A 21,394-nucleotide genomic window follows, 5' to 3' on the forward strand; every position below is an offset into this window, starting at 1 on the left:
CAAATAGTAAACCGCTACACTTACCATTACTGCATATTGTGAATATGATCGGCTTAACTTCATAAGTTAACGTTCGTTATAAAGCAAAGTGCGAGTTCGCAACATTCCTTATTAGAAACAAAGCTAAAAAAACATATCTAGCTTTTTAGGCATCGATAGAGCACCGGAATAATCAACAGGTACATCAAAGTCCCCCAGCACAGGCAAATTGATCACCACAGCCCCTTTCACAACATATTTCAGGCCATTTTTATCAGGCAATCCCCCAACACTTTCGAGAATTTGATCAAACATCAATGTCACAGGAAGGCGCATACTATTGCTGCCTTCGGCAGGCAAAGATAAATTCACATCAGGCTGATTTATCTTCACGACTTTGTGTTCATTTAGCAATAAATCCAAATCGACACCCGCCGTTTTAAGGTCAAAAGAATTAGGGTTATTTACTTTAACCTCCACCAGCAATGTCATGGATTTTGTCGACACACTTTTCACCGAAACACCCGTTACCGATGCTGTTGGTTTACGAACATCCATCGTATCCTTTAAGGCGCTACAGCCAGACAACAATACAATCAGCGCAATACCTATAAAACGAAAAAACATATCTATGCCTTCTTAATCACTGGAAGGTAGACTTGTATACGTTCAGGCAGTCTTTGCACAAAAACAGATCGAGCAGTATGCCAATAAAAAGACAACAGCAGTAAAGATGCTCCTACCACAACTCCTGTCACTGCAAAGCTATAACCCACACCACCATAATGATCAAACAAGCTAACCAAAGCGTAAATCACATAGACCAGCGACGATACCATAAAAGCGCGACGGTCAATCGAGATAGACACCACCGTCATCAACAAGTACAAAAGAACAATCAGCAGCATATTGCTCAAACTTTCATTGCCATCTAAGATGCCCAAATTTGAAAAAATAGGATGAATAATTAATGGGGCCGCTAGTAAATGCAACCAAAAAGCCACATCCGACTTACGTGTAGTTCGGCTGGTATCTCCAGCATCCCAATACATAGCTAAAGCAAACGCCACACACCCACACAAAAACAAAGTTGCCAGCAGAAACCCTGCGCTTTGAGGGAAAAAGCTCATCACACTGGAACCCAATAACGCCAAGGCCGTTCCTGTACCAACAGCGACTGTAATAGGCACCTTAAAACGACGCCAATGAAGATAAGCTGCCAACGTAGACACTGCGGTCGAAAAAATCACCGCATAGCTAGACTGATCACCTAATAAAGACCCTGCAAAATTAAACGCTCCACCAACAAAAGTCAGTAGCAACACAATCGCAGGTAGCGCCATTTTTCGACGCTTCACAAAGACTTCAGCTAGCCCCCAAGACAAGGCAGCAAACACAAAATACGCCAAGCTTTCATTAATGGACATCAACACCCAAAGCGATGAAAACAACAGCAAAGCACAAGCAATCACGATAAAAATATCGTTAAATCCACCTACCAAGCGGAAGTTCTCTTCATCTACCGACGATGAGCCATGCGAAGACGATACAAGCTGACGGAACTCCTCTACTGAATGTGCTGAAAAGACGCCCTTCTTCACGGCTAAATTTAAATCTTCGTCTGTGTACATAACTATCCTTAATTCGTATTCACTATGACATTGAAATCAGGCCATCACGACTGGTTGGCTTTTAAACAACCTAATCCCATATAAAGGCACCATTATGAATCAAGATTCAAGCCCAGCACACTACTTTGCATCGATTAAGCAGCTTTAGACAACGCCTTCCACAAAGTTTACCTAAAAGCATAATCTTACTGACCTAATGAAAATAGCGCTTTACTTGCCCAACAATAGGAACATACTCAGCAAGCTACGTAATCTCTTTCACGGCGTCTATACCAACCGTGCGTGGCAACAGCCCTAACCTAGGCAAGAGCCTACGAAGGTTATACAGTTATGACTAATGGTGAATATCATGAGTAAGGGTCAAAACAGTAAGAAAGATTCAAAGAAGAAACCGCTTTTAACAGCAAAAGAAAAGAAAGCAGCGAAGGTGTCTAAAAAGTCGACCACCAACACTATATTAGGAAAATAACCTCGCCTGCTAGCCACTAAATCTCATGGTGGTACCACATTCGAGCCATCTAAGCCCTAACTCATCATTAGGGCTTTTTATTACCATTAACAACAAACCGCTATGGACGAGTGCCTCGACCTTTTACAGGACGTTTACCTTTAGGAACTGGCTTACCGTTACCTTTTGGTGCCCCACTTGGTTTACCTGTCGGACGTTTACCTCCACCAGCACCATTACCCGCGGGCTTCTTACCATCACCAAAAGGACGACGATCTTTTCCTTTCGAACCCGCCGGCTTTCTAGAATCATCTTTAGGGTGCTTAGTATTACCTTTCGTCGCCGCGCCTGGTTTTGTTGAAGCTTTCGGTTTTGACGCACCATCAGAACGCGTATTTTTACGCGGCGCATTGCGAGACTTCTTCGCTGGGGCACTGGCTTCGGAAGAAGAATCTTCAATCGACTTCAGCAACACAGACAGTTCTTTCTGTGTTAAATCTCGCCACTCACCAACTGGAACACCTTTTAGACTGACATTCATAATTCGCGTGCGTTCAAGCTTCATGACTTCGTAGCCAAAATGCTCACACATACGACGAATTTGACGGTTCAAGCCTTGTACTAGAGTGATGTTAAACACATTCGCAGTGACCTTTTTTACCGGACACTTCTTCGTCATCGTCCCTAATATCGGCACACCACCTGCCAACCCCGCAATAAAGTCATCTGTAATCGGCTTATTCACCGTCACTAGATATTCTTTCTCGTGGTTATTCCCGGCACGCAATACCTTGTTGACCAGATCGCCATTATTGGTCAAAAAGATCAACCCCTGAGAATCTTTATCCAAACGACCGATAGGGAAAATACGCACCCCATGGCTAACAAAATCGACAATGTTATTTTTCTCGGAGCTTTCCGTGGTACTCACAATGCCAACAGGCTTATTCAACACAATAAAAACAAAATCATCCGCATCTTGCGGCTCGATAATTTGCCCATTCACTCGCACCGTATCGCCAGCAACCACTTGATCGCCCACCGAAGCACGCTTGCCATTGATGAACACATTACCTTGTTCAATAAAGCGGTCAGCGTCCCTTCGAGAGCAGATACCACTTTCGCTGATGTATTTATTTAAACGAGTAGAAGAAGCATTAAACATAAAGTGCCGTTTTACCTAATAAAAAGCCTTCCTAACAATGAAAAGCCTAAACTGAATGAATCGTCAACAACGAGATGGCGCACATTATATAGGAAATACGACAGGCATTTTAGTGCTGCATACAAACGCCTTATATTATAAGGAATGAATTTTGGGCGATTACTAGAAACGGGATTTGTCACAGCGCTGAAACTCCAGGAGAAAACCAAAGTCACGCAACAGAGAGGACTACTGATGCGTTTCTAAATAATACTTTTCCTGCTCAAGAATACGATCTGTATTAAGAGACGCGATGCTCACTTCATGGGAATTAGGCAACATACCGATGGTCTGCAAATGCAGATAACGCATCGCACACACTCGGAGAAAAGACGTGAAATTATCCAAATTATGGCCTGCATCCAAGGCTTCATGATTCAGCTTGGCGATCATCTGCGCCAAAGACAACTTGTCGCGCTGCGCAATTTCTTCCAGCGTAAACCAAAAGAAACTTTCCAATCGAATACTGGTGACCATGCCATCAATACGCAAAGAACGAGTGACATTTTCCCATAGACTAGGATCTGAATTCACGAAGAGCTTACACATTGTATTTTTCCTATTGAATGACGTTTTTTATTATTGGAATGAAATAACTCAATGCAAACAGTCTAGCTGATGAAAAGGAAAAATAGTCGGACGAATTTAACTTTTACTGCCTCATGACAAAATCAAATCCGTCCCAATGTACTCATCAACTCTCAGCTTGTTATTTATCTAGCAAAACATAAAACTGAGCAAGCCAAGCAGGATGGGCAGGCCACGCTGGTGCTGTTACCAAATTACCATCGGTCACCGCTTGATCCACGGGAATATCCATAAACTCCCCTTTCGCAAGCTCCACCTCAGGCTGACACGCAGGATAAGCAGAACACTTCCTGCCTTCCAACACACCCGCCGCAGCCAACAACTGCGCACCATGACACACCGCCGCCACCGGCTTATTGCTATCAAAGAAATGCTTAACCATAGCAACCACAGCTTTATTCAAACGAAGATACTCAGGCGCTCGGCCACCAGGAATCACCAAAGCATCATAATCTTCTACCTTGATATCGGCAAAAGTCGCATTCAACGCAAATCGGTGCCCCGGTTTTTCCGTGTACGTTTGATCACCTTCAAAATCATGAATCGCCGTCGCCACCGTATCGCCAGACTTCTTATCTGGACACACAGCATGCACCGTATGACCGACACTCATCAACGCCTGAAACGGCACCATAGTTTCGTAATCTTCCGTGAAATCACCCGTGATCATTAAGATTTTTTTATTCGACATGACACCTTCTCCTGTTTTGTTTAAAACGTCCTATGTTGTAACAGCTAGAGAAAGAAAAAAGGTATTAAAGGGTTATTACATTAAGTTCCTTCCGCTTTTGGAACCAAAAAACCTAGGTCTGATGAGACGAGGAACGAGGCGTAATCTGACACTGAAAGCGAAGCTTTCATTTTGTAATTCGCGCCTTTAGGCCGACACAGAACGAAGCGAGACGCTCATTTTTTGTTGAGGTAAGGCTGGCTAATCTTCTTACGCTGAACCATAACTTGCTGCCAGAGCATGCATTGAAACAAACGATAAATACATAATTGCATGAGTGACAACTAGACCGACTGCCCAAACTTTGGATTGTGTTGCGCCACGAATAAATAGCACCAAAGAGACAACCACCGAAACAAGTGATAGCAGAATAAACACAGCGCCAAGCAAAAGCTCAATGATGTCTGATATCCCGTACGGTTCGCCTGGCGCGATATACATGTCTGCGTATATAAAAGCACGAAAATAAAGCATGTATAAAAACAACACTATAGAAAGTACTGCTAATACAACGACAGCTTTACTTCCTTTAGTAAGATTCAACATTAAAAACGCCTAATGCTAAGTTGAGTAGCCAGAACTGAGGCTATACTTAAAGGTTGAGCTATCTGGGTAATAGCTCTAATCAAGGCGATCCAATAGATATTCATTTCCATGAGCCGCTAACGATAATAATTGAACTATTGTTCTTAACATCAGCACTCAATGAGAGGGTCAACGCTTCAATCAAGCGCCGCTTTAGCGGTCGATTGCATTGACTTGTTCAAATTCGATCGCTCCAAAACTTTGCGGATTTGATTGATTATTTCAGGTGATGGAATATCTGGTGTATCTAAAACCATTAATGCAAAATTGTCTGCCAGTATTTCCTCGGGATGGATAATGTAATTTGTGTTCTTCCCGACTTGCTCGAAATACCCTTTGACCTCTAAAAGGCCTACAATCCTTGGATTGTTAGGGGAGTAGACATCGATGCCTTTATCATCTTTCAAAACTAGCAATTTCAATACGAGGTAGTTAAAGAATTCACCTCCCTTATCTGTCATGTATCGAGGTGTTGAAGAGAATAAAATTGGAGCAACCCACATTTGAGAATTGTGGATGGTAACCTTTATTGCGTAGTTATTTAATGGAGCATCAGGATTCGTAATCTTACGATCTTTTAAACCAAGAGGAAATTCAACCTCTGGTATTGAATAAAATCCAATCACCCTATAAAGAGCATCTTTTTGAGAGGGATTATTACGAGTATATATGTGAAATATCTCATGTGCCATGAGCCTTGTCAGCTCTATTTCTGACCACAGCTTTTCACGCTGTAATATTATTGCGTTTCCTCGAGTATAAGCAGCATTTCCTTCTTCCTTTCCAGAGGTAAGTATTACTTGAATTACAGCGGGCAATTCAACATTCAGCCTTTCAAGTTGATTAGTGATACCTCTGAATGCTTGTGTAACTCTTAGGGTTTCATTGTCGCGCCAATTAAGCGCGCTATCTGAGACAAATTTTAGGAATTCTTCCTTACTTACATCTTGATCCGTTTTCATTCTTGAAGACATATCAAAAATGCTAAGTCTAGATATAAAATCATCTTCAGCTGTCAGAATTTCCTTGGCTTCCTTTTGAGATAAAAACTGAAGATTAGTCTGACTGTGACTCAGGCCGGAATAGCTAATAATTGTGATTAGCCATAAATATTTTAAATTACACACGATAACCCTTAGAGTTTGAACGCCTCAAGAAGAGGCACCGGTAACGGTGTCCTTCTTGCTTGATTTGTTAGCACTTAACTCCCCATGTTCTTCAAGGTGAGCTCGTGCCTTTGCCAGTTTTTGGTCATGCTCAAAACTTTTACCAACACTTACCCTAAAAAACTCATATTGTTGCTCGAGAAGATATTGGGACATATTACTACCAACACCTCCGTACTCTGCCATGGCCGCTCTTAGTAAGCCAGCAGAATCAAATAGAGACTTAACGTTTTCAATTAAAGAGTTAATTTGCTTGGCATCAATAAGTTTGAAAAGCTTTTTATTAGCCAGCGCAACCTTGAACATCTTAAAGGAGGCGACTGTTGATTTAAGATAATGCTCGTAGCGCTGATAGTGCATTACAGTATTTTTGGGTAATTTTGCCTGATCTTCATTAGACAGATACGTGTTTGAAAAACCATCCATCATTTGATCAATTAGTTTTTCAATAGATTCGACATGCTCAAAAAACTCTTCGTCAATATTTTTGAGTGCATCCTCTAAATATACTGATGCAGCATGCTCGATTTCAAATTCACCCTCTGGCAGCGGCTCATCTAGTTGTTCCAGAGCTTTTTCTAAAAAGCTACGTATCCATATTTGAATTGCAGGGTACTGGCTAAGTTGAACCACATAAACGTAGGCCAGCTTCTGCTCCTGATCTTTCTTATCCTTTTCTATTAGCGACAACCTGATCCGATAATTAAAGTAAGCAGCTATTGATGCGCCTATAAGACCGCTTAAAATAGATATAAATAAAGTAGACATATATTCCATGCTCTATCCGAGTGCTAACGCCGCATTAAGCGGTTTTAAATTGTTGGCTATAATGTTGAACGAAGTGAAAACAGCCAACTGTTTAAAATCCGTTTAAAAAATAATTAGGGGCAGAGTTAAATTAATCTCAAACCACTTCAGTTGCAACAGCCATACACCGATACTCTACTTTGTTGTCGCCTCGTACGGTGACTTTGTCTATGCTCCAGTTGCCTTTCATTTCCGGTGGGAAGGTGTCGTTTAGGGTGAGGATGCCTTCTGCGACGAGTTTGGGGTTGCCTGGTAAGTCGAGTGTGACGCTGGAGCCTTGGCGTTGGCTTTTGATGAGGTCGTCTTGGCAGGCTTGTTGGGCGGTGGTTGGGTTGGCGTAGTTTTTTGGGATCAATAAAGATTAAGTGCCATTTTCATCTGCCCCCAAATTCTGTTGGTTTGTAACTGAAAACTTTGATGGTATATCGCTCCAAATCAAAGTTACCATCCTCATTAACAAATTCATCTGAATGATATATGTAGTCGGTGTATTCTGGGTCAGGAGATAGATAATCAAGTCTTTCCAAAATTTCCGTTTCTCTTACCTCATCTGGAACAGCCAACAACTCTGAAACAAGAAATTTAAATTCATCTTGAATGTTCATGAGATACTCTTTTTTTGCTATTTTTCATCTGACTCCAAACTCTGCTTAACGCCTCAATAACCGGCGCAGCTTTGCTGCGTCCGGCGCCGTAGGCGCGAAGTTGATTGACTTGTTAGGCAACGAGTTATAAGCACTGAGCAATGGCATTTATTCGCTTTTGGCTCATAAAATGAGCGCCGCCACTAACGATGACTGCTGACATTGCTTGATTAAAATCATCCCACGATTTTATAAATCCATGATCTCTCATTGCCTGAATAGCGTAGCAATCAGCGTTTCTTTCTTGAGACGGAGACATTAAACCGACACCCATGGGTAATGCCACATGAGCGCATTCGTGGTAAACGACAAATATTGCTCCCAAGAATGGCAAGCTATTCATTAACTGTGGATCAAGTGCAATTGTAAAACCATATTGTGGAGTAAAGTCTGCTCTTGCACCCCCCAACTGTTTCGCCGCTTGTGCAGCACCTGGGTGATCGTAGAAAAGTACGGTCTGGCCATTAGATGCCGTACAACTTAGAGGTACACCATGAACATATATTTGTGGATATTCAGCATAAACCTTGGAACTTATTAACACTGATAAAAATAGTGTTGCTACTTTCATGTTCATTATCATCTCCTTTTTGATTTTGCCTAACATTTTAATAGTGCGCATGCGCGTTTACACCTTTTTAATTTCACTCAAAAATCCTTTTAACTTTCTGAAGAATAATACTTTTTAATTGGTATCCACAAAAATCAAAAGAGGAAAAACGAGCATGCGCGTTATTCCATTTATCCACAGCGCGTTATTTCTGCTCTGTGAATCCTTATTCATTGATATTAGGAGACTTTCTTTATTCCTGCTAGTACAAAGCGCGCACTATTGATTTATTTAAAATGGCTAAACGCGCAAAGATGCTTTTATTTCAAAAATAGACTGTATATACAGTCATAATCAGCTGATTGTCGGCCTAAAGGCGCGACCTACATGTGAAAACTTCACTTTCACCGGCGCTCTTATATTACAGAAAGCGGTCGTACCTCCCTCATCCGCCCTACGATAATCGGCCTTTATGATGAAGTCAGTTCGACGCGACGAAGTTGCGCGCCCCTATGGCGTTTAAGCAACGGAAAAAAGTTACCCATTCAGCTTTTTGCTGAGCGAAAGAGTTTAGTCTTTCTTAAGGTACCGCCCTCGCGGTTCATCGCTTTCATGCAATACCATTTCAGAGTGCAGAAATTCGGCAGCAGCAGCGGAGTCTTTCACTTTTACGGCACTGCGCTCTAACATTTCGGCTTCGTATGCTGTTAGCACGCTTTCTCGTATGCCTTTCTCGCGCCAACCAGACAAAGCCCAGCATCCTTTGGTAATTTCTCTTGCCAAGACCAGTGCGTCTAATAAGGCTTGGTTCGCGCCTTGGCCTTTGAATGGGCTCATTGGGTGAGCGGCATCACCAATCAAGGTGGCTTTTCCGCCTTTGGCTAAATCCTCGGATGTTAGTAAGTCGCGATCATACACAGGATAACCGGACACCATAGAAGCTTTGGTGGCGGATAAAATCTGAGGAATGGGGTCGTGCCATTGAGTCCTTCGGCAGGCTTCTTCTTTAAGGGCTTGTGGCCCTTGGGCGTTTAATTCCTTGGCATCATCTTCTGACATAGGAAAGCTCAACTGCCACATCACAGAATCTGCGGCATAAGGCATAATGTAGATTCGTTCGTTACCGTTGGCGGTTTGAAAAACGGTCGCGGAATCCAATAAGTCGCTTTCAATACTATCAAGATCACTCAATGGGCAAATACCTAGAATCACGATACAACCAAGATAGCGCAGTGGACTAGCTTCATCGCCGATCAATTGCTTACGTACAGCGCTGCGAATACCGTCGGCACCAACAATCAGATCCGCTTTGCAGTGTTTCAGCTCATCACCCACTTGAAAGGTTAGGTCAACCACATCATCCGTCTCTGTAAATTCAATTAGCTGATGATTCCACTGCACTGCACTACTTTCACCGAGTTGATCGAGTAAGGCTAAACGCAGTGATTGGCGAGCGATATGGACATTGGTGCGTTTTACCGCACTTGACTGTTCAGACAATGCCAGCCATTTTCTCATGCCCCATTCAGCAACCACTTTACCTTGTGTAGTGTGAACAAGATGACGAGTGGAAATAACACCTTCTTTTAAGGCAAAAATCCCCAAGCCTTCAATTGCCTTACTCGCCTGTTGCAGGGTTAGACCATAACCTTGGGAGCGCTCATTAAAGCTACTGTCGCGTTCGTATAATGTGAAAGGAATTCCTCTATGCAAGCAGGCGACAGCCAAAGCAACGCCACCAATCCCACCGCCAATGATGGCGATATTAGGATAGTTTTCTGTGTCTACAGGTGGGAACTCATCAGACGGTATGACACCTGCACCAGAGCATGGTGAACAAGATTCAAGATGTCCTTTGGGACGAATAGGTTCTACGCCTTCACCATTGTTTTTAACAAAGGCATCCCATTCCTTCTGGTAAGTTAAACGCACTTTTTTTCGTAGTCTTCGGCTTTTCTTGCCACGCCCCTGACATTCTGGACATACCGTCCAACAACATCCATTGATTTCGTTTACCACAAGGTTATTAACCCCCCAACCCAATTCGACATTGTAAACTCTTTAATACAGCATTATGAATCAAAAATGTTGAAATGTAGACTTTCAATTTATTTTTTAGGCGGATTTATGCTTTGTTTAGGGAAGATTTTCGTACGTCTTTACACTATACTAATCTTACGTTGAAATTATCCATAGATTTTAGATAACACTATCCATTAGCAGCACTGAATGAAATATTATTTTATTACCTCAACAGAAGGCTTTAAAATACAAACTAGAGATTTATCTATCTAGCATTTCCTATCAATCTACAAAAAGGATCGGTAATGAAAAAAATAATTCTAAGCACTTCAATAATTTTATCTTTTAATGCTTTATCAGAAGTTTCTAACTATGAATACAATCATTTAATAGACGATTACAACTCTCTATCAAATGAATATAACTCTCTATTAAATGATTCCCAGTCTTTATCAAATGATTACGAATCACTATTAGATAAATACAATTCTTTATCTAATAGACACAACAAACTTGTTGATAGTTACAATGAACTTATTTTCAATAAAATCATGTCTAAAATTAAAAAAATCCAACTAGATGAAGAAATTAGTGATGTTATTGTTGTAGGCGAAAGGCCCTCACATGGGTATGGCAATCGATGCCTGCTAGGCTCCACTATATACACCGATAATGGGAAGGAGTATTCAATATCGTTTGATTTTGAAAAAGGAATAGGATGGTCAAAGCCATCTATATATCGTGACAGTATCAAAATTGACGGTAGCACTCCAGGCGTTACTGCCATAGCTCGTCCTGAAGATGAAATAAAAGAACTCCAAAGGTTGTTTATAGAAGAGAGTAATGTAAGAGAAGAACTCGCAAATATGTTTAGACAACTGCACAAAACATGTTATACCAATTAAAATAAACAGTGTCAGCTAGAGTACTAAAAGCGATCGTTTCTGGATTTTTTTAAAATGTATAGCACGGTTAAAAAGATTATGTTCAATCAAAAAACCATTATTTTTTTTATTTTACTGCCTTTCGTTAACGCTACACTTGCCACTGGGTTAGATCACCAACGTTTTGGTGATATTTATTTTGGCACGGAGCTGTCGTCGTCTCAGTTAACGTATAAGGCTATAAGTCAAAAAATTGAAGGGTGTCACTATATAGTGTTTGATCAATACCCTACCGTTTCAGTGATGATTATTGATGATGTTATTCAGCGAATTGAAACATCAGATTTTGGGTTTATTAACAGCAACAACCCTTTTTATGAAGTAATCACTAATGGGAAACCATTTAATAAGTTGAACATGGATCGCCAAGATATAGACATCGAAGAACACGAATATGAGTATGGTTTTTACTTTCGTTGGTACAACAATGCTAAAACACGAGCTATCATAATTGATTATGTGGATGGTAAGGTAGATATCATTAAAGCTGGATTATTACCTGCTGCAATGTGGATTGAAGGTTGTGCTTAAATAATACAGTCACTAAACACACGTTTTTCCATCAATCAATTGTTACTTTCATGCTTTCCAGCTCCTGTACAACTTGTAAATACAAATCTCTCAAGTGTTGGTTTGGTTTCTGATCATTGCATTGGTAGATAAAATGTTCCCACATCAGCTGAGTTTGACCAAGACTTTCTTTTAGGTAGCTCCGTTTTGACTCTAAACTTATTAGTGAGCCCGTTGTTTTAACTTGAGTAAGTTTACGGCTGATATTTAAAAGCTGCATTGCACTATAACCATTCTCTTTATCGCAGCCTGAAAACATACCGTCAAAAGCCCCTCCCCCTCTTAAAACCGCTAGATCAATGCCACCGGAAGAAAACGGGGTTGACCACTCATCAGAGTTATCATCCACTATAAGGCTACCAATATCCATTTGTGTATAAAAACCGTCTTGGAACCCGCTAACAACATAATTTGCCTGCATAGACAAACTCGAATACACATGAATTGTTGTTGTTTTTGCCATATTTGCAGGCATCAGAATTTCTGGCTTTAAATAGGTATTAGGCTGCAACACAAAGTATCCAGCCTTATTAGACAAAGCTACATTATTGTCTTCTGAAGGAGACTGAGTATCACCATAGGAAATTTTAGCATTGGCTACAGGCATTAAATCTGACAAACGAACAATACGGCCACTAACCTCAGGGCCATTGTAACGCTCACTAATTGTCGGGACGCAACCACCCAAGAATATTACCAACAGAATAGTCCCAAAAAAGAGAGTTTTCCGCGGCTTCACCAATTTACTTTTCGCTGTATGATGCAAGGTCAAAGCCGGAAGCCCTCTTTAACTATCATAAGGTCTCAAACTACTTATCACTATTGGCGTACAGCTACCATTCGTAATCCGGCGTAGTTTAAGCTGAAAATATTGCCCTACTTGTGCGGTGGGCACTAGCCGCGCTGGATCAATTTCGAACACCTCACCATTTTCGGTTTGCACCTCTGCAGGATTAGCAAGTTTTCTAAGTTGAACAATTTCTGCACTATCCAAGTATTGGCAGCTACCACCAACAGGAGTACACGCGCTTATTAATATAAATACCGCGATCAACGCACCGTATTTAATATATTTTGAAATGCGTTCATCCATCATCTTAATCACTCAATATAGCGCAAAAAAAGCTTAACCTAAAAATCAAATTTGGATCACGTTTTTAGTATAGATACCTACTCCCCGATATGCCAACCATTGGTAATCGGGTAACGACGATCTCGTCCAAAGCCGCGAGCGGTAATACGAACACCGGTTGGGGCTTGGCGACGCTTGTATTCGTTGACGTCAACAAGACGAAGTACGCGATACACTGTGTCGCGGTCGAATTTCTTGGTCGCTAGGATAGCGTCTGCACTTTGATCTTCTTCGATGTACATGCGTAAGATCTCATCGAGGATGTCGTAGCTTGGTAAGGAGTCTTCGTCTTTTTGGTCTGGCGCCAGTTCCGCGGAAGGTGGACGCGTGATGACGCGTTCAGGAATCACGTAGCCCAAGGTATTACGGTATCGGCAAAGTTTGAAAACGAGCGTTTTGAAGACGTCTTTTAAAACGGAATAACCACCAACCATGTCGCCATACAATGTGGCGTAGCCTACGGCCATTTCGCTCTTGTTGCCTGTGGTTAGCACCATGTAGCCTTTCTTGTTAGAAATCGCCATTAGGGTCACGCCACGAGTACGGGCTTGAAGGTTTTCTTCTGTGGTGTCTTTGCCATAGCCTTCGAATTCTGGCGCTAACACGTCGGTGAAGGCGGAAACCATGGATTCAATGGGTAAAACGCTGTATTTCACGCCTAACAAATTGGCTTCTTCTTCGGCGTCGTGCAAGCTGATAGACGAGGTGTAAGTGTAAGGCATCATGATGGCTTGAACACGGTCTGCGCCGATGGCATCAACAGCAACAGCGAGAGACAAGGCCGAGTCGATACCGCCACTCAAACCCAGCACAATGCCTTTAAAACGGTTCTTGGTGATGTAGTCACGCAAGCCAAGCACCATGGCTTGGTAAACGCTGGCTTCAACGTCCAATGTTGGCGCGATAACGCCAGCGACTGGCTCAACTTTGTTAGGTTGGCTTTCATCGACGATCATGTCGATACAGTACAGACCGGCTTCAAACCAAGGCGCTTGCATAATTTTCTCGCCTTTGGCGTTAACCACAAACGAGCCGCCTTCGTAGACCAATTCGTCCTGTGCACCCATGTAGTTCACATAGACAATGGGTAATGTCGATTCAGTGGCACGCTGGTGAAGCAATTCTTCGCGCTCGCCCATTTTTTCAATGTGGTAAGGCGAGGCGTTCAAGTTAAGAATCAGTTCTGCCCCGGCCGCTTTGGCTTGAGCAATAGGCTCAGGATGCCAAATATCTTCGCAGATACTTAAGCCAACAGTAACACCTTTGATATCCACAAGGCCCGCTTCGCGGCCTTCGCTGAAGTAACGCTTGTCATCAAATACGAGGAAGTTAGGCAGTTTCTGCTTGGCGTATTCCACTAACAAGTCACCTTGATAAATCACGCCAGCGCAGTTAAACAGTTCACCATCGATTCGACGAGGATAACCAATGACCACATAGATATCGCGAATCTCGGCTAATAACTTTGCCAAGGCAGATTCGATACGCTGATCCAAACTGGAACGTAGCAGTAAGTCTTCTGGTGGGTAACCAGTTAAAGTCAATTCTGGGAAAACCACCACATCTGCGCGCTCTTCATCACGGGCTTTGTTCGCCGCTTCGATGACAGATTGTGTGTTTTTTGTAATGTCGCCGACCAGCATATCCAGCTGGGCCATTGCAATTCGTAATGTCATACAGTTGCTATCTCGTGAACTCTGTTAGAATATGCCCGTTATTGTCTGGAATAACCTAAGCTAGGTAAAGTATATGATCGTACGTTTGATCGTTTTTGTTGCTATTTTCTTTATTGGTTGGTGGTTATATCGCCAATTTATCATTTTTAAACGCGGCCAATCGCCGCAGGAAACCAAAACAAAAGATTCATCTAAAAAAGACGAGTCTCAAGAAAGCATGGTTCGTTGTGAAGAATGCCAAACATTCACGCCTCGCTCTCATGCTATTCATGACCAAGAAGCACGTCCATTTTGCAGTGCGGAACATTTAAAAGCCTTCAATCAGAAGCACTAACCCAGCCACTTGAAACTTGCCTTTTCTCTCGCCACCACCAGCAGCGATATCGTTGCTGGTTTTGTGTGGCGCAGAGTCGATGAAAAACCTGACTATGATCAGATTCATCCGGTAAAGATTGGTAGCTCTCCCAGCGATAACCAAGAGACAAACCCTCTTTGTTATACCAAGTACTTTCCAAACTATTGTTTTTCAGCTCACAAAAACCGAAACAGCTACTTGCCTTTGCCGAAGTAAAATTTGGAGACACAATCCACGTCTGTTGGAAGTCTTTCCAGATTTGCTGATTAACTTCCACTTCATTCAACTGTCCACGCCACTGGTATGAAGCCTGCACCCTCTCTTGGTAATGCACAGACACTGTCGCAACCATTAATAGTAACGCTATAATGGGCAACGACACCCATCCTCGCTGGCTTCTTAACAAAGAAAAGTCCATTTTCTAAGCTCCCCGCACTCAAATCTCTAGCCGTATGTTTACCTACTCACCTTTTAGAGAGTAACTAAAAGCAAAAAAATTAAAGCACTATTATTTGATTACCCACTCCCTGACAAGGAGAAAAATAACGCCAGGTTTCGCCTCTCAAAGACTGATATGGCTGTTGAAATTCCATTTTACCTGCCTGCTTGCAATCACTTAATTGGTAAAGATATTCCACCCACAAACCTTTTATGCTTGTTAGCGAAAAGTTCCCATAGCGAGTTTCTAACGTATCCACAAAACCATTGCTGCTGTTATCCACTAGAGGATATATCGCAATCCGCTCAACCCCATTCCACAACTCTAACGAATTGCCACTTTCCTCTGGTGTACGCCATAGTGCGTTTAAGCCGTCCTTCCCTGTTGAAACATACCAATAAAAACCATCTTGGCTTTCGATGATGCCAGACTGACCTAGAGTGACATCCACGCCAAAATCGATAACACTTTTTCTCGTAGTCACATTTAAAACCTGACCATGATAATAAGATTCACAAGATGAAAATGTGACCCTGTCTCCCGCTTTCCAGTGACAGTCCATCGCCGTTTCTATGGGGTTTTCATCAAGTGTTATCGAACGTCGGCACAAGCCATAATCCACGCCTTTCAACCAATCTGAATCCTTACTCACCTCACGTGATGCTAAGCGAAGAGGAGGCAAAGCCCCCGATCCAATTGTTAAAAATAACGCCTCATCCATGCGGCAACTAGCAGACAACAGCCGCGACCATTGCGCTTTAATATTGGCATCAATGGCCGCTTTTATGATGTGCTGATCTTGATAGGTTTGCGCCAATAGTTGACGTTCTTGCATTCGAGCAATGGCGGTAACTAAGAGAGGTAAAAACAAGGCGATTAAAGCGCACACCACTAGCAACTCGACCAACAAACTGCCTTTCAAGTGACTTCGCAGATTCATTATTCACCCTCTTGTTTTGAAGTGATAACAGCCGATTCTGGCAAGTGGTGTAATGAAGCCTGAAACCAACGCTTTAAATCGCTTCCTGAACATCGCTGGCAATCTGGGTAAGTTTGATTGAGAGGTTTTTGTATATTTCCGAGCCAGTTAACCGAACCAGTCAACTGCGCCATGGACGCTTGTTTTTGTTCATTTTCGGTGTGTTTGAGCTGTTCATTAGCCTGCTGAGTAGATTGCCATTGTGCTGCGTTTTGGCGTTGTGCAACATACAGCACAACAGAAAATAGCGCCAAACAGAGAATCACTTCAAGCATGATCCAGCCTCTTTGCTTTTGTCTAAGATGTGTTTTATAAGTTATGCCAGATTGATTCATCCGCACTGCCCTGCAGTCATTTTTTGTGGATCAGATAGATAAAATCGTCCGCTTTGGTTTAACACCAAGTCTGCTTGCCAAGCTCCTAGGCAAAAAGAAAAAGTGCCGTTCTGATAGCCAGACAAGCCATTAGACTGGAACTCTATTTGTTGTTTTCTAATCGGAAAGCCATGCCAAAACACAGTGACGGAATGATCAAAAGTAATTTGCCTAAACTCATGCTTTTCGCCACTTCTGGATTCAATTTGATAGAGCAAAAAACCCATAGACCAGCCACCAACACATTTGACACCGCCACAGACATAGCTGGTTTGGCCACTTGAAACAGCCAATTGACGAGCTTGAATAAGTGCCTCAGCTAGACGTTTCATCTCTGTCTTGAGCGTGTTTTGATCTTGGGCTTGCTGACTAACACTGAGAAAATGCACTGAACCCACATGGGCCAAGATGCTTAAAATAACCAGAACGCAGAGCAGTTCTAGTAGAGAGAAACCGTTTTGTCGGCTCATTGAAAACCTCCTTGTTTTCAAGTCATTGCTTGTCATGAGATTAAATAGCTAACGGGCATCCTGCCCTTTTTCAATCATTATGAATGACTCACACGTACTTAATCTTAATTATCTATCCTTGATAGCAAACCATTTATTAATATGGTTCGCTAGCTGCCTTGGTTTTTGGAAAGGCAATGAATGGTCACAAGCGCTCATGGTTTTATGCTGCCAAGCCGCGTTCCTCTCACTTAACAGATCATAGTGTTGGCGCAAGGCTTCATGGCTTAATTCACCCGAGAACAAGAAGACTTGCTCAGAAGAATCTATCATAGCCTGACGAATATGCGGCTGATTCGCCATGATTTCTACCTGGTCTGTCACCGCATCCAAGGCATACGCAAAGCCAAACGGCCGATGAGCAAGGCGTGACTGCGTCGTGGCTTCAGCCACTGGGTGCTTACGCCGATTAGGCGATACGCCGTCCATAAAACTCGCTACACCCAACTCCACATCGCCCGTATCACGGATCAATTTCGACGCATGTCGATACTTTTGGCGAACATCCATCAGGGTAGATAAATCTTCCCTATCCAACGAGGCTGGCTCGAACAAGGCCATTTTGGCGTTCATTTTACCTTGTACGCTGCGTTGATAGTTCAGATTCAACGCCACCAAACCGCCTAGAGAATAAGCAACCACGTCAAAATCGTCCCATTCAACATGGGATAATAAGGCTTCAACTTCGTCGGTCAACTCAGCAATCGACACAGCTCCCTCTTCGCCATGATGATGAAAGGAGTCGCCCATGCCTTTTAGATCTGGTACCAGCATCCATCGCCACTGGGTGAAATATGGCATCATCGGCGAGAAGGTAATTTCACCTGCGACTCCTGCACCATGCAATAACAGGCACACACGGTCGCTTTCTGCTTGTGGATTCTCATAAAGGCGGTACGCGATACGCGCATTGGGTAAAGAAAGAAAAAAAATGTCAGACACTTGTAATTAACCTGTGAGGAGCCTTATTAAAAGAATACAATGCTGTGATTAGCAAAACGAATACATTGAGACCTTGCACACTATGTTGCGAGGTTGCGAGCGAAATCAAGACTAGTCTATTTTTAACTGAGTTTTGATAAGCGCAGTTCTCATATTACTAGGTATTAAAATAAATGTCAGAAATCAAACAGGTAAATCTCCCTTATCAAGCGTCGTTACTGTCTTTCTTTTCTGCTGTACGAGACTTACCTTACCCTGCTTTACTCGACAGTAACCACGAACATTTTCCTGATACAAATTACGATATTTTAGTCGCCAAGCCTATCGCACGGGTTCACCCTACACAAAAAAGCCAAGCTATCACTTGGTACGATAAACCACTTTACGAGCTAAGTCATACGGACAACCCGATGACTTTACTGAACGAATTGATGAGTTTAATTTGCCAAGAACCGTGGGCACAGTCTGCCCCAAAGGACCTACCCTTTATTGGCGGTTTATTGGGCTTTTATGGCTACGAAAGCGGCCACTTTGTTGAGCAACTACCCGATACTGTCAAACACGACATCCAGCTAGATACTCTAAGCATCGGGCTTTACGGCTGGGCTGTGGTTACCAATCATCAAGAAAAAACAACTCAGCTAATCACCTCACCTTGGTGCCATTCTGAAGATGTGGCCGATCTAATCAATCGCTTCACCAGCGCATGCGATGACGTATTGGTAAAACACGATCTAAACGAAGCGCGACCTTTTACACTACAAACGCCCTTTTCCTCTAATATGACCGAAGCGGAATATGCGCAAAAATTTTCAGCGGTGCAAGATTACATTCAGTCTGGGGATTGTTATCAGGTCAACTTAGCACAACGGTTTTCAGCACAATATCAAGGTGACACCTTCACCGCATACCACACATTAAGAGAGGTTTGCCCTACGCCTTTTTCGGCGTATATGGAGTTTTCGCCAGAGCAAAGTATCTTGAGCCATTCTCCAGAACGCTTCCTATTGTGTGATCAAGGTAGAGTCGAATCCAAGCCAATCAAAGGCACAATCGCTCGTGGTAAAACGCCTGAAGAAGACAAAGCAAATGCAGCCTGGCTATTAGCTTCCGAGAAAGACAGAGCCGAGAATCTGATGATTGTCGACTTGCTGCGCAACGACTTAGGTCGTACTTGTTTAACGGGTAGTATCAAGGTGCCTAAGCTTTTTGATTTAGAAAGTTACGCCAATGTGCATCACTTGGTTTCCACCGTAGAAGGTAGAATCGATCAAGCTGACCAAGCAATTCGTGTTTTCCATCAGAGTTTTCCCGGTGGTTCTATTACTGGGGCACCCAAAATTCGCTCTATGGAAATAATCGATGAACTAGAACCTGATGAGCGTTCCGCCTACTGCGGCTCTATCGCCTATTTCAGTGCAAACGGTCAAATGGATTCCAGTATAACCATTCGCACCTTGGTAGCAGACAATGGCAATTTACATTGTTGGGCAGGCGGCGGATTAGTTGCTGATTCAAAATGCCAAGAAGAATATCAAGAAACCTTTACCAAAGTAGGCAAATTAACCCATACTCTAGAACAAGACTTTTTGAAATAGGCCGTATCATGTCTGACATAGAGCAGTTTTTAAGTGCTCCTCCCATTGACCTGAGTTTGGATGATATTCGCGCAGCATTAGATAAAGAACCCTACGCGCAGCAAATCCATAACCCTGATGAGGAAATGTTCCCAAAGGGGTACGATTTGCAATATCGGTCTGCCGCTGTGCTTATTCCCATTTGGCGGGAACCTGAGAATGGAGAGCTTTATGTTCTCCTAACTCAACGTGCTCTTCATATGCGCAATCACCCAGGGCAGATTGCTTTCCCGGGTGGCAAACATGACCCAGACGATGCCAGCATTCAATACACGGCATTAAGAGAAACATTAGAAGAAGTCGGACTGTCGCCAGACTGTTTTGACCTACTAGGCGAACTAGGCGAGTACTGCACCATCTCAGGTTTTTGCATCAAACCGATCGTCGCTGAAATGACACGCCGAAGTGAATTAAGTCTCTGTGAAGACGAAGTAAAATCTGTCCACTGGGTGCCATTGCGTCACCTGCTTACTCCGCAGAATTATCGTTTTAGACACAAAAAACTTGATACCATAGAGCGTGGTTACTTTGAAATTGACTATGAAGAAATCCGTATATGGGGCGTTACCGCGGGTATTTTATACGGTTTATATCAAACGCTGGCCAAACACATTCGCTAACAACACTTTCAACTATTATAAGGTTAGTGTTCTTTCGTCTTTTGCTTCATCGACACAAATTGTTATGGTACCGATAACGTAACTTAGATCAGGGTAAATTATCCTATGTCAGCATTCGATTTAGCGTCTTTTATTGCCAACAATAAAGAAGACGAAGCACAAAAAATTATTCATAACGCGATGCAACAATTCGACAATATCGCCATTTCTTTTAGTGGTGCAGAAGACGTTGTTCTTATTGATATGGCTGTAAAGGCAAAAAAAGACATCCACGTATTTTCTCTAGATACAGGTCGTCTTCATGCCGAAACCTACCGTTTCATGGAGCAAGTACGCAAACACTATAATATTCAGATCGATATCCTTTCTCCTGATCGTGAAGCACTCGAAAACTTCACTCGAGAAAAAGGCTTGTTTAGCTTTTTTGAAGATGGACACAAAGAGTGCTGTGGCATCCGCAAAGTACAGCCTCTTAAACGTAAGCTGGCAACGTTAGATGCGTGGATAACCGGACAGCGTAAAGATCAAAGCCCAGGAACACGCAATGTTTTGGCGTTTGCTGAAAAAGATGCTGCGTTTAGCACGGATGAAAAAGACTTATTTAAATTCAATCCATTGGCTAATTGGTCTTCTGAAGACGTGTGGAACTACATCAAAATGTTTGACGTGCCATACAATGAATTGCACTTGAAAGGTTTTACCAGCATTGGTTGCGAGCCATGTACACGCCCTATTTTGCCGAATCAACACGAACGTGAAGGTCGTTGGTGGTGGGAAGAATCTGAACACAAAGAATGCGGCTTACACGTCGCGAACCTAATACCAACTGCTCAGCAGTAAGCATCTGCTGATCAATAACACAG

The 21,394-nt window shown here is 42.6% G+C and carries 26 protein-coding genes; 6 read left to right on the forward strand and 20 right to left on the reverse strand.

Features of this window, described 5'->3' with window-relative positions; all coding sequences use genetic code 11:
- Positions 1-123 precede the first annotated feature (123 nt).
- The 12 genes from JSY38_RS02055 to JSY38_RS02110 all read right to left on the reverse strand — a co-directional run bounded on the left by JSY38_RS02055 (position 124) and on the right by JSY38_RS02110 (position 10,264).
- Positions 124-606: an LEA/WHy family protein gene (locus JSY38_RS02055; RefSeq protein WP_205115012.1), complete on the reverse strand. Its 483-nt coding sequence runs from the start codon at positions 604-606 to the stop codon at positions 124-126.
- Positions 607-608: 2 nt separating this feature from the next.
- Complete coding sequence (locus tag JSY38_RS02060; protein WP_205115013.1) at positions 609-1,610, reverse strand: hypothetical protein; 1,002 nt, start codon at positions 1,608-1,610, stop codon at positions 609-611.
- A gap of 569 nt (positions 1,611-2,179) precedes the next feature.
- Entirely contained in the window at positions 2,180-3,223 is a 1,044-nt protein-coding gene (gene rluF, locus JSY38_RS02065) for a 23S rRNA pseudouridine(2604) synthase RluF (RefSeq protein ID WP_205115014.1), read from the reverse strand.
- Between the two features lie 228 nt (positions 3,224-3,451).
- Positions 3,452-3,811, reverse strand: coding sequence for a ribbon-helix-helix domain-containing protein (locus JSY38_RS02070; protein WP_205115015.1), 360 nt, complete (start codon positions 3,809-3,811; stop codon positions 3,452-3,454).
- Positions 3,812-3,971: 160 nt separating this feature from the next.
- The gene (locus tag JSY38_RS02075) at positions 3,972-4,541 is read right to left on the reverse strand and encodes a DJ-1/PfpI family protein (RefSeq protein WP_205115016.1); all 570 of its coding nucleotides are present in this window, start codon (positions 4,539-4,541) and stop codon (positions 3,972-3,974) included.
- 249 nt (positions 4,542-4,790) lie between these two features.
- Complete coding sequence (locus tag JSY38_RS02080) at positions 4,791-5,126, reverse strand: hypothetical protein (RefSeq protein ID WP_114413303.1); 336 nt, start codon at positions 5,124-5,126, stop codon at positions 4,791-4,793.
- A gap of 176 nt (positions 5,127-5,302) precedes the next feature.
- Positions 5,303-6,292, reverse strand: a complete 990-nt coding sequence (locus tag JSY38_RS02085; RefSeq protein ID WP_205115017.1) for a hypothetical protein — start codon at positions 6,290-6,292, stop codon at positions 5,303-5,305.
- 24 nt (positions 6,293-6,316) lie between these two features.
- On the reverse strand, positions 6,317-7,108 hold the full coding sequence (locus JSY38_RS02090; protein ID WP_147270566.1) for a hypothetical protein: 792 nt from the start codon (positions 7,106-7,108) through the stop codon (positions 6,317-6,319).
- A 127-nt stretch (positions 7,109-7,235) separates the two neighbouring features.
- Positions 7,236-7,493, reverse strand: a complete 258-nt coding sequence (locus JSY38_RS02095) for a hypothetical protein (protein ID WP_239544172.1) — start codon at positions 7,491-7,493, stop codon at positions 7,236-7,238.
- 19 nt (positions 7,494-7,512) lie between these two features.
- Positions 7,513-7,743 carry a hypothetical protein gene (locus tag JSY38_RS02100; RefSeq protein WP_114413307.1) on the reverse strand — a complete coding sequence of 77 codons (231 nt, stop codon included), beginning with the start codon at positions 7,741-7,743 and terminating at the stop codon, positions 7,513-7,515.
- A gap of 124 nt (positions 7,744-7,867) precedes the next feature.
- On the reverse strand, positions 7,868-8,359 hold the full coding sequence (locus JSY38_RS02105) for a hypothetical protein (RefSeq protein WP_205115018.1): 492 nt from the start codon (positions 8,357-8,359) through the stop codon (positions 7,868-7,870).
- A 543-nt stretch (positions 8,360-8,902) separates the two neighbouring features.
- Positions 8,903-10,264, reverse strand: coding sequence for an FAD-dependent oxidoreductase (locus JSY38_RS02110; RefSeq protein ID WP_239544191.1), 1,362 nt, complete (start codon positions 10,262-10,264; stop codon positions 8,903-8,905).
- A 395-nt stretch (positions 10,265-10,659) separates the two neighbouring features.
- Here JSY38_RS02110 and JSY38_RS02115 point away from each other — a divergent pair, with 395 nt between their 5' ends.
- Positions 10,660-11,259 (forward strand): hypothetical protein, encoded by a 600-nt coding sequence (locus tag JSY38_RS02115; protein WP_205115020.1) that lies wholly within the window; start codon positions 10,660-10,662, stop codon positions 11,257-11,259.
- Between the two features lie 54 nt (positions 11,260-11,313).
- Positions 11,314-11,829 carry a hypothetical protein gene (locus JSY38_RS02120; RefSeq protein WP_205115021.1) on the forward strand — a complete coding sequence of 172 codons (516 nt, stop codon included), beginning with the start codon at positions 11,314-11,316 and terminating at the stop codon, positions 11,827-11,829.
- A 31-nt stretch (positions 11,830-11,860) separates the two neighbouring features.
- On the opposite strand, the gene JSY38_RS02125 is transcribed toward JSY38_RS02120, so the two are convergent.
- The 3 genes from JSY38_RS02125 to JSY38_RS02135 all read right to left on the reverse strand — a co-directional run bounded on the left by JSY38_RS02125 (position 11,861) and on the right by JSY38_RS02135 (position 14,676).
- On the reverse strand, positions 11,861-12,640 hold the full coding sequence (locus JSY38_RS02125; protein WP_205115023.1) for a hypothetical protein: 780 nt from the start codon (positions 12,638-12,640) through the stop codon (positions 11,861-11,863).
- Between the two features lie 15 nt (positions 12,641-12,655).
- Complete coding sequence (locus JSY38_RS02130; RefSeq protein ID WP_114410791.1) at positions 12,656-12,964, reverse strand: hypothetical protein; 309 nt, start codon at positions 12,962-12,964, stop codon at positions 12,656-12,658.
- Between the two features lie 74 nt (positions 12,965-13,038).
- Complete coding sequence (locus JSY38_RS02135; RefSeq protein ID WP_205115025.1) at positions 13,039-14,676, reverse strand: NAD+ synthase; 1,638 nt, start codon at positions 14,674-14,676, stop codon at positions 13,039-13,041.
- Between the two features lie 73 nt (positions 14,677-14,749).
- On the opposite strand from JSY38_RS02135, the gene JSY38_RS02140 reads away from it, so the two are divergent.
- A complete protein-coding gene (locus JSY38_RS02140; RefSeq protein WP_205115027.1) occupies positions 14,750-15,010 on the forward strand; it encodes a PP0621 family protein in 261 nt (86 codons plus the stop codon).
- Here JSY38_RS02140 and JSY38_RS02145 read toward each other — a convergent pair.
- From JSY38_RS02145 to JSY38_RS02165, 5 genes are all read right to left on the reverse strand, one after another.
- Positions 14,994-15,449 carry a hypothetical protein gene (locus JSY38_RS02145; RefSeq protein WP_205115028.1) on the reverse strand — a complete coding sequence of 152 codons (456 nt, stop codon included), beginning with the start codon at positions 15,447-15,449 and terminating at the stop codon, positions 14,994-14,996. The genes JSY38_RS02140 and JSY38_RS02145 overlap by 17 nt on opposite strands.
- A gap of 79 nt (positions 15,450-15,528) precedes the next feature.
- The gene (locus JSY38_RS02150) at positions 15,529-16,410 is read right to left on the reverse strand and encodes a type II secretion system protein (RefSeq protein WP_205115029.1); all 882 of its coding nucleotides are present in this window, start codon (positions 16,408-16,410) and stop codon (positions 15,529-15,531) included.
- On the reverse strand, positions 16,410-16,784 hold the full coding sequence (locus JSY38_RS02155; protein WP_205115030.1) for a type II secretion system protein: 375 nt from the start codon (positions 16,782-16,784) through the stop codon (positions 16,410-16,412). The genes JSY38_RS02150 and JSY38_RS02155 overlap by 1 nt, the downstream gene beginning before the upstream one ends.
- Positions 16,781-17,293, reverse strand: a complete 513-nt coding sequence (locus tag JSY38_RS02160) for a GspH/FimT family pseudopilin (RefSeq protein WP_114410797.1) — start codon at positions 17,291-17,293, stop codon at positions 16,781-16,783. The genes JSY38_RS02155 and JSY38_RS02160 overlap by 4 nt, the downstream gene beginning before the upstream one ends.
- Positions 17,294-17,401: 108 nt before the next feature.
- Positions 17,402-18,274 carry an alpha/beta fold hydrolase gene (locus JSY38_RS02165; protein WP_205115031.1) on the reverse strand — a complete coding sequence of 291 codons (873 nt, stop codon included), beginning with the start codon at positions 18,272-18,274 and terminating at the stop codon, positions 17,402-17,404.
- Between the two features lie 173 nt (positions 18,275-18,447).
- Between JSY38_RS02165 and pabB the strand changes: the two genes are divergently transcribed.
- The 3 genes from pabB to JSY38_RS02180 all read left to right on the forward strand — a co-directional run bounded on the left by pabB (position 18,448) and on the right by JSY38_RS02180 (position 21,371).
- Positions 18,448-19,872, forward strand: a complete 1,425-nt coding sequence (gene pabB / locus JSY38_RS02170; protein WP_205115032.1) for an aminodeoxychorismate synthase component I — start codon at positions 18,448-18,450, stop codon at positions 19,870-19,872.
- Between the two features lie 8 nt (positions 19,873-19,880).
- Positions 19,881-20,531, forward strand: coding sequence for an NUDIX hydrolase (locus JSY38_RS02175; RefSeq protein WP_114410800.1), 651 nt, complete (start codon positions 19,881-19,883; stop codon positions 20,529-20,531).
- A 105-nt stretch (positions 20,532-20,636) separates the two neighbouring features.
- Complete coding sequence (locus JSY38_RS02180; protein ID WP_205115033.1) at positions 20,637-21,371, forward strand: phosphoadenylyl-sulfate reductase; 735 nt, start codon at positions 20,637-20,639, stop codon at positions 21,369-21,371.
- The last annotated feature ends 23 nt before the right edge of the window (positions 21,372-21,394 follow it).

This window comes from Marinomonas foliarum, from assembly GCF_016906065.1.
In the GTDB taxonomy this organism is placed as follows: Bacteria; Pseudomonadota; Gammaproteobacteria; order Pseudomonadales; family Marinomonadaceae; genus Marinomonas; species Marinomonas foliarum.